Here is an 8,270-nt window from a genome sequence, read left to right on the forward strand (position 1 = left end):
ATTTATGGCTAAAGAGAGAGTTTTAATTACTGGAGCAGCAGGATTTTTAGGATCACATTTGTGTGATAGGTTTATCAAAGAAGGTTATGATGTAATTGGGATGGATAATCTCATTACAGGATCAATGGATAACATAGCTCATTTGATGGGGAAAGAACATTTTGAATTTTATCATCATGATGTTAGCAAATATGTACATGTTCCAGGTGAATTGAAATATATTCTACATTTTGCTTCTCCTGCTAGCCCTATTGACTACTTGAAAATCCCTATTCAAACTTTGAAAGTGGGTGCACATGGAACTCATAATCTATTGGGGCTTGCAAAAGATAAAAAAGCCCGAATTTTAGTTGCTTCCACTTCTGAAGTTTATGGAGATCCCCTAGTTCATCCACAAACAGAGGATTATTATGGAAACGTGAACCCAATTGGCCCTCGAGGAGTGTATGATGAAGCCAAGCGTTTTATGGAATCCATTACAATGGCTTACCATACTTATCATCAATTGGAAACACGGATTGTCAGGATTTTCAATACCTATGGCCCCAGAATGAGACTAAATGATGGTAGAGTATTGCCTGCTTTTATTGGTCAAGCTTTGAGAGGAGAAGATTTAACCATTTTTGGCGATGGTTCCCAAACCCGTTCATTTTGTTATGTAGATGACTTAGTAGAGGGCATCTACCGATTATTGTTGAGTGATCATGTTTACCCTGTGAATGTTGGAAACCCTGATGAGATTACCATTTCGGAATTTGCCGAAGAAATTATTAAATTGACGGGAACGAAGCAAAAAGTAATTTATAAAGATCTGCCTGAAGATGACCCTAAAAAGAGACAACCTGATATTACCAAAGCTCAAAAACTTTTAGGCTGGGAACCGAAAGTCAACAGGCAGGAAGGTTTGAAAATCACTTATGAATACTTTAAGTCCTTGGACAAGGAAAAATTGTTCCAGAAAGAACATAAAGATTTTGAAAAATATATAGTGAAGTAATGGCAAATAAAGTACTAGTTACAGGCGGATTAGGATATATAGGTTCTCATACTGTAGTAGAATTGATGAATCAAGGTTATGAACCTCTCATTATTGATAATCTTTTGAATAGTGATATTTCTGTTTTAGATAGGATAGAGAAAATTACCGGGAACCGACCTGAATTCCAGCAAGTTGAAATGCGAGATAAGGAGCAACTGCAGGAAGTTTTCTGGAGTAATAATAACCAAATTGTTGGTGTAATCCATTTTGCAGCCGTATTGTTAGTAGGGGAATCTGTTGAACAGCCTTTGCATTATTATTTTAATAATCTTACTTCCACCATTAATTTGCTGGAATGCATGAATGAGTTTGATGTGAAATCCATCGTATTTTCTTCTTCATGCACCGTTTATGGCAATCCTGATCAATTGCCAGTAAGTGAAAATGCCCCAATTAAACCTTCTATTTCTCCTTACGGAAATACTAAAAAAGTATGTGAGGATATTTTAAAAGATGCAAGTATTGCTCATCCTCTAAAAGTAGTTTCACTAAGATATTTCAATCCAATTGGAGCTCATAAATCTTCTCTAATAGGAGAGTTTCAGTCTGGTCCACCACATCATTTGGTACCATTTATCACGGAAACAGCAACAGGGAAAAGAGAAAAGCTTAATATTTTCGGTGGCGATTGGAATACTCCAGATGGAACGTGTGTCCGTGATTATATACATGTTTCTGATTTAGCAGAAGCCCATATCAATGCTATGGAATATGCAACAAAGCAATCAGTTAATTCATTTAATGTATTTAATGTAGGTTCGGGGGATGGATATTCAGTTTTGGAAATGGTCAAAAGCTTTGAGAAAACAACTGGAGTGAAAGTCCCTTATGAGATTGTGGATAGACGCCCTGGTGATGTGGAAGCAGTATATGCTGACACCACTAAAGTAACCAATGAATTAGGTTTCAAAACCAAAAGAAGCTTAGATGATATGTTAAAGTCTGCTTGGGACTGGGAACAAGCCTTAGCTAAAGAGTAATTAAGAATTACTAATTATGAATTGTTCAATTGCGAATTTCCCTAATTGAGTTTGACAGGTGTTAAGAATTATATCAATTATTACATTGATTTTCAACTAATTCTTTATTAGATTTCGCAAAAAACTATCATGCGTATTCTTCTATTTATTTTTGGTGTATCTCTATCCATAATCTTTTCTTCTTGTTCATCTGAAACAGAGAATAAAATTGTAAGTGATTCTGATATTGAATATAAATTTGAGATAGTCGATTCTTTAACCGTTGACTATCTTGGGATTCCATTTTTGTGCGACTTTTCTCCAAATCAAGAGCATATACTTTTATTCAATAGTAGTAATAGGGAATTTATTATTACAGATGCTAAAGGAGAAATAATAAGCCAATTTACCAAAGAAGGAGATATTCCTGATAATCCAGGTTCATTAGCCGACAGACCTATTTTTTATGATAATAAGACCATTATTGCACATGGTCAAAAAGGAATATGGGCTTACAATTTTGAAGGTGAGAATGTTTGGAAAATTGAAAGAGAAGATCCAATAGGTTATTGGATAAGTATCAACAATGGAAGAAGCATGTATTTAATGGAACCAAAGCATTTTTTTACTGTAATCAATTATGACCAACTGGTCATTGATCCCTCAAATGATAGTTTGTATGAAAATCATCATGCTTTTAAAATTATAAATAGAAAAGCAAAATCTATTAAACCTGTTATTTCTTTAGAGTCATTTAGTCGTTACCTTGACGGAAAAGGATACAAACCTTCTGATATGCTTGCTTCAAATCATGTTAAAGCTAATCAGATGGTAATAAGTTATCCAAAAGAAGATGTGATTTATTTGTATGATTGGAAAAACGAATTTTTTCAATTGAAAGATACTTTTTCTCTTGATATTGAACCATTTTATTTAGATGAAGGGAAAGAAAGGGAATCATTAGAAGGTAAAAAGGGCTTTTTTATGGGCGGAAAAGTAGGTGAGGCAGAAGTTCGGGGCGCTTGGTTATTAGATGGTGATAAGGTTTTGGTTAAGTATAATTCAGGAGTTAAAGAATCTGAAAGACAAGAACCGAAAATGAAAAAAACAGGAGAGAATAGTATTTCTTTGGCTATGCCTGATAATGTTCCCAAAGACCTGTTTCAAATTTATAAAGAAGGTGAAAAATATGGAAAGCCTTTTAATTCATCAATAGAAATAGCTTCTTTATTATATGTTGATGGAGATTTTCTTTGGTTTATTAAAGATCAGGTAGCCTTAGATGTTGAGGATGATTATGCAGTTTTCTATAAAACGAAATTAGTTCAAAAGGAATAATCGTTTAGTTGTTAATTTATTTAGCTTCAGCGAAATTTTGTCTTTTGTCTAGATTCTTTAATCTATAGGTCTTAAATCTCTAATGAGTTACTTCTATAAATTTAGAAATAGCTTGAAAAACCTCCTCTTCCTGTTCAAACATTCCCATATGGCCTGTTTTAGGTAGGTTTTTTAAATAAGGATGCTTCATATATTTAATTTGAGATTTGCTTAAAGCAACTGGTATACTACTATCCTTTTCCCCGTATACAAATAAGATAGAACCTTCGAATTCTTTTATGAAATCCAAGCTGTCACTGCGATCGCGCATGGCCAGCATATAATCGGTAAGTGTTTTTTCAGGGATTTTACTTCCTTCATCCACTATGGATTGGATAGTGTCTTTTAATCTGTCCTTGTGTTTATCATCAAATAGCATCGGGATAAAGCTTTCAATAAATTTTGCTACTCCGTGTTTTTGGATAAATTCAATTGATTTTACTCTGCCTTCTTTTTTCTCATCTGTATCAGCTAAGGCTGTAGAATGGATGAGGCCTATATGAGAAACTATATTGGGAAATCGCTTGGCTATTTCGAGTGTGACATACCCACCTAAAGAATGCCCCATAATTATGCATTCGGATACATTCAATTTTTTAAGACAATCATATATGGAATTAGCTACCATATCAAGGCTGAGCTCATATGGTAAGCTGTCGCTCTGTCCGAAACCAGGCAAATCAGGAGTAATTACCTTATATTTTTCAGATAACCTTTCCCTGTAATGATTCCATATTTTATGGGTTTCCCCATAACCGTGTAAAAAAACAACCGGATAACCTTTTCCGGATACTTCATAGTGAATGGTCATAGTCAAGCGTGTAATGATTGTTCAACCATCAGAAGCGCTGCGGTAAAAATGCCTTCCGGGTCAAAGTTGCATTCTGCATGTAATTCATGTTGCTCACCATGCTCTACAACCTTATCCGGAATACCTAAGCGTTTCACTTGTGAAGAATAATCATTTTCTGCCATAAATTCAAGTATTGCGCTACCAAATCCTCCCATTAGACATCCATCTTCTATGGTTATTACCTTTTTATATTGGGAAAATACCTGATGCAATAACTTTTCATCTAATGGTTTTACAAATCGCATATCAAAAACCCCCGCTTCAACCCCTTCTTCAGCAAGTTTTTCGGCTGCTTCCATTGCATAATTTCCAATATGACCAATGCTCAAAATAGCAATATCTTTCCCCTCTCTAACTTGTCGGCCTGTTCCAATTTCCATCGCCTCCATTGGAGTTCTCCATTCCGGCATCACACCTTTTCCTCTCGGATAACGGATAGTAAATGCTTTTCCTTCTCTTGGTAATTGAGAAGTGAACATCATATTTCTTAGTTCCGATTCATTCATCGGTGATGCCACGATCATATTCGGTATGCATCGCATAAAGGCGATGTCATAATTACCATGGTGAGTTGGGCCGTCAGCTCCAGCAAATCCCGCTCTATCTAGAAAGAAGTTAACTGGTAAGTCTTGAATACATACATCATGGATTACTTGATCATAACCCCTTTGCATGAATGTGCTGTAAATATTACAGAATGGAATTAATCCTTGAGTAGCCAATCCAGCTGAGAATGTTACTGCATGTTGTTCTGCTATGCCTACATCAAAAGCTCTGTCCGGCATGGCTTTCATCATAATGTTTAAAGAAGAACCAGAAGGCATTGCAGGTGTGACACCAACTATCTTATCATTTTGCTCTGCTAATTCTACTATAGTATGACCAAATACTTCCTGATATTTAGGCGCAGATGGTTTTTCTACAGGTTTTTTCTGAATTTCACCCGTTATTTTATCAAATTTTCCCGGAGCGTGCCATTTTGTTTGATCTTTTTCTGCAGGACCAAAACCTTTTCCTTTAGTAGTGACACAATGTAATACTTTAGGTCCTGGGATATCTTTTAAATCTCTTAAAACATGAACCAAATGGTTTACATCATGACCATCTACAGGACCGAAATATCTCAAATTAAGAGATTCAAATAGGTTGCTTTGCTTTAAAAGGAATGATTTTATGCTATTCTCTAATTTACCTACAACCTCTTGAGCGCTTTTTCCAAACCCGCTTACTTTACCTAATAATTTCCAAACATCATCACGCATTCTGTTATAGGTGTGCGATGTGGTGATATCGGTTAAATATTCTTTTAATGCTCCAACATTAGGATCAATTGACATACAATTATCATTCAATATGATAATCATATTAGCATCTGAAGCACCTGCATGATTCATGCCTTCAAAGGCCATACCACCTGTCATAGCGCCATCACCGATTACAGCAATATGTTGCTTATCAAATTCTCCTTTTAAGTTAGAAGCTAAAGCCATACCCAAAGCAGCAGAAATAGAAGTTGAGGAGTGACCTACTCCAAAAGCATCATATTCACTTTCTTTTCTTTTCGGAAAGCCAGACATTCCACCATAAACCCGGTTAGTGTGAAATTTATCTTTTCTTCCCGTTAGAATTTTATGTCCATATGCTTGATGCCCTACATCCCAAATCACCTGATCTTCTGGTGTATTGAATACATAGTGAAGTGCAGTAGTAAGTTCTACTACTCCCAAACTTGCACCAAAATGCCCACCATATATTGATACATTATCAATTATAAATTGTCTTAATTCTTGGCTTAACTGTACTAATTGAGATTGATTGAGTTTCCTGAGATCAGCAGGGCTGTCAATCTTGGATAAAAGTTCTCCGGGTTGAATTAGCATAATATTCTAAAATGTTTAAATCAGAAAACAAATACTTTCTGTAAATGTTTTTGAATCTACAAATTACCGATTTTTTTGTGTTATAAATGCAAATTTACAATAAAATCCTGCTATTAACCTGCAATCTTTTCAAATTCGATTATCTTTGAAATTATAGAACACTTAAATCACCGTTACTATTGAGTTTTGAAATAAAACTTCCGCTTTTTGAGGGACCTTTCGATTTGCTCCTTTTCTTCATTGAAAGGGATGAATTGGACATTTATGATATTCCAATATCCAAAATCACCAATGATTTTTTGGATTACCTCAAACATTTGGAGCAGATGAATATAGAAGTAGCAAGTGAGTTTATTTTAGTAGCTTCTACACTCATGCGGATTAAAGCCAAAATGTTATTGCCTCGTCCTCAGATTGATGAAGAAGGAAATGAAATTGATCCCAGAGAGGAATTAGTAAGACACTTATTAGAATACAAAAAATATAAATCGGTTTTGCAAGAACTTTCAGACATGGAAGGCAAAATGCAGGAGAAAGAAAAGCGCGGAAATGTTAAAAAGGAAGTGAGATCACTTTCCGAAACTATTAATGTGGAGTCAGAACTGCAAAATGTTGATTTATATAAACTTTTGAGGGTTTTTAGGGATGTGATGGCACGCTATGAACTCGAAAAAAACAAACCTTCCCATAAGGTGGTTCAATATCCTTATACCATCGAAGCACAAAAAGACCATATCATCGGAAAATTAGAAAGAGATGGTAAATTAGCTTTTACTACATTTATTGAAGAGAAACCCGAGAAGATAGCCGTGATTTTTAATTTTCTGGCCATATTGGAGTTATTGCAAAGTTCATTGATTGCTATTACGGTAGGAGAGGGATTCAATAATTTTTGGCTCGAAAAAATTGAAACAGTTGCTGAATGAAGTTAGAGAAGGAGAAAATTTTCAAAACCCTTAATCCAAATAAGGTATGGATTCCTGTTTTATTGGGTGTATCCATTGTAGCTTTTTTATTTTATCAAGATGATACAGTTACCGTAGAAAATCTGTCTTTAATATTTGAGGCTGAAATTTTACCTGTAGCGCTAGCCTTTTTTGTTTTGTTTGCCCGAGATGTAGGTTATGTATACCGAATCCGTATGATTACGGGAAAAAGGCTGACCTGGAAAAGCAGTATTTATGTTATCATCCTTTGGGAATTTGCTTCTGCTGTGACGCCTTCAGTTGTTGGAGGTACAGCTGTGGCGGTTTTTATTCTAATGAAGGAAGGCTTAAAATTGGGTAAGGCTTTAGCTTATACCATGATCACAGCCATATTTGATAATATGTATTTTGTGGTGATGGCGCCTATTGTTTATTTGATCGCCTCAGGTCATATTTTCCCACAAAATTCAATGATTGAAACGCAGTTAGGGAAGAGTTTGCCGACCTTATTTGTGGTTAGTTATTCTCTTATTGCAGTTTACACTTTTGTGATGGCATTTGCTGTTTTAGTGAATCCAAGATGGTTTAGATGGATATTATTAAAAATCACTTCTATTAGATTCCTTAGAAGATGGAGACAAGGGGCTTATGATCAGGGATCTGAAATCATGTTGGCTTCCAAAGAATTAAGAGGAAGGAATTTCACCTACTGGTTAAAAATATCACTATCAACTATTTTTATATGGACTGCACGTTACGCCATGCTGAACTGTGTAATTGAGGCTTTCTCCAACCAAAGTTTTTTTGATCATATCGTGATTTTTGCTCGCCATGTGGTCATTTGGATTACGATGTTGGTTTCACCAACTCCGGGAAGTAGTGGGACAGCAGAATTTATTTTCACTCAGTTTTTCAAAGAGGATTTGGGCTCTGTTACTTTTATCACTAATATTTTCTGGCGATTAATGACTTATTATCCGTATTTATTTTTAGGCGCATTAGTTTTGCCTAGATGGATAGCGAGGGTGTTTAAAAAGAAGAAGTGATTTAGATTTTGGTAGGTATTGTAGTGCCTTAGGCACACGCGAAACGCGTGCGCCCAATGTCGTTAAGTTAAGGATTTTTGACTATGTTTTTCAGTTAATATTTTGTAAATTGATACTATAATAAGAAGGAGAAAAAATCAGAAGCCCTTTTTATAGAAGGGCTTTTAAAACACACACTAAAATCTATTGA

At 35.2% G+C, this 8,270-nt stretch carries 7 protein-coding genes; 5 read left to right on the top strand and 2 right to left on the bottom strand.

Annotated elements, in window-relative coordinates; translation table 11 throughout:
- Positions 1–4 precede the first annotated feature (4 nt).
- From Q0L29_RS02000 to Q0L29_RS02010, 3 genes are all read left to right on the top strand, one after another.
- Positions 5–997, top strand: coding sequence for a UDP-glucuronic acid decarboxylase family protein (locus Q0L29_RS02000; protein ID WP_296618623.1), 993 nt, complete (start codon positions 5–7; stop codon positions 995–997).
- On the top strand, positions 997–2,019 hold the full coding sequence (gene galE, locus Q0L29_RS02005) for a UDP-glucose 4-epimerase GalE (RefSeq protein WP_296618625.1): 1,023 nt from the start codon (positions 997–999) through the stop codon (positions 2,017–2,019). Before Q0L29_RS02000 ends, galE begins: the two co-directional genes overlap by 1 nt.
- A 129-nt stretch (positions 2,020–2,148) precedes the next feature.
- Positions 2,149–3,336 carry a hypothetical protein gene (locus tag Q0L29_RS02010; protein WP_296618626.1) on the top strand — a complete coding sequence of 396 codons (1,188 nt, stop codon included), beginning with the start codon at positions 2,149–2,151 and terminating at the stop codon, positions 3,334–3,336.
- Between the two features lie 79 nt (positions 3,337–3,415).
- Here the strand turns inward: Q0L29_RS02010 and Q0L29_RS02015 are convergent, their stop codons facing one another.
- Positions 3,416–4,186, bottom strand: a complete 771-nt coding sequence (locus Q0L29_RS02015; protein ID WP_296618628.1) for an alpha/beta hydrolase — start codon at positions 4,184–4,186, stop codon at positions 3,416–3,418.
- A gap of 2 nt (positions 4,187–4,188) precedes the next feature.
- On the bottom strand, positions 4,189–6,108 hold the full coding sequence (gene dxs / locus Q0L29_RS02020; protein WP_296618629.1) for a 1-deoxy-D-xylulose-5-phosphate synthase: 1,920 nt from the start codon (positions 6,106–6,108) through the stop codon (positions 4,189–4,191).
- Between the two features lie 179 nt (positions 6,109–6,287).
- Here dxs and Q0L29_RS02025 point away from each other — a divergent pair, with 179 nt between their 5' ends.
- Both Q0L29_RS02025 and Q0L29_RS02030 read left to right on the top strand, forming a co-directional pair.
- Complete coding sequence (locus tag Q0L29_RS02025) at positions 6,288–7,034, top strand: segregation/condensation protein A (protein WP_296618630.1); 747 nt, start codon at positions 6,288–6,290, stop codon at positions 7,032–7,034.
- Positions 7,031–8,080 (top strand): lysylphosphatidylglycerol synthase transmembrane domain-containing protein, encoded by a 1,050-nt coding sequence (locus Q0L29_RS02030; protein ID WP_296618631.1) that lies wholly within the window; start codon positions 7,031–7,033, stop codon positions 8,078–8,080. Before Q0L29_RS02025 ends, Q0L29_RS02030 begins: the two co-directional genes overlap by 4 nt.
- Positions 8,081–8,270: the final 190 nt, after the last annotated feature.

This window comes from Marivirga sp. (assembly GCF_024636815.1).
GTDB lineage: Bacteria > Bacteroidota > Bacteroidia > Cytophagales > Cyclobacteriaceae > Marivirga.